The sequence below is a fragment of the Azospirillum sp. B4 genome (assembly GCF_000333275.1).
Taxonomy (GTDB): domain Bacteria; phylum Pseudomonadota; class Alphaproteobacteria; order Azospirillales; family Azospirillaceae; genus Nitrospirillum.
Window position 1 is genome coordinate 1 of record NZ_BACU01000280.1, and the last position, 472, is coordinate 472.

A 472-nucleotide genomic window follows, 5' to 3' on the forward strand; every position below is an offset into this window, starting at 1 on the left:
CCCGTTCCATGGCGGCGGCGGCCTGGAGCAGGGGGCCTCGCGCCGCCTCGTCGTGGCCTTCATAGAAATCACGGGCCAGCAGGCCGATGCGTTGCGACAGCATGCGCTGCCGTCCGGCGACGTTGATGATGGTGCCGCTGTCGCGCTGCTGGGCGATGACATGGTCCAGCAGCAGGTGCACCGCGCCCGACAGCAGGGCGATCAGGGAAAGGGCCGCGACATAGGCCACCGTCAGGCGACGTGTCGGAAGGCGGTCGTCGGCACGCGTCATGGGGGAGGCCAGGGCCTTGGGTCGGGATCCGGCGCTTCCCACCACGGGTCGGCCGCAGGGTCGATCATCAACCGGGCCGGGGCATCAAGACAAGGGTGCGGCTGTGACCGCTAACCCTTGGGTCAGTTCCCCTGGCAGACGGTGCGGGCGTCAGCGCCGCTCCGGGGGTGCGGGCGGCCAAACCTCACCCTCGGGCGCGGG

At 71.0% G+C, this 472-nt stretch carries 1 protein-coding gene; it reads right to left on the reverse strand.

Annotated elements, in window-relative coordinates:
- Positions 1-271 (reverse strand): type IV pili methyl-accepting chemotaxis transducer N-terminal domain-containing protein (locus tag I55_RS12305; protein ID WP_199902571.1); only part of this gene is annotated, 271 nt, incomplete at its 3' end.
- Between the last annotated feature and the right edge of the window lie 201 nt (positions 272-472).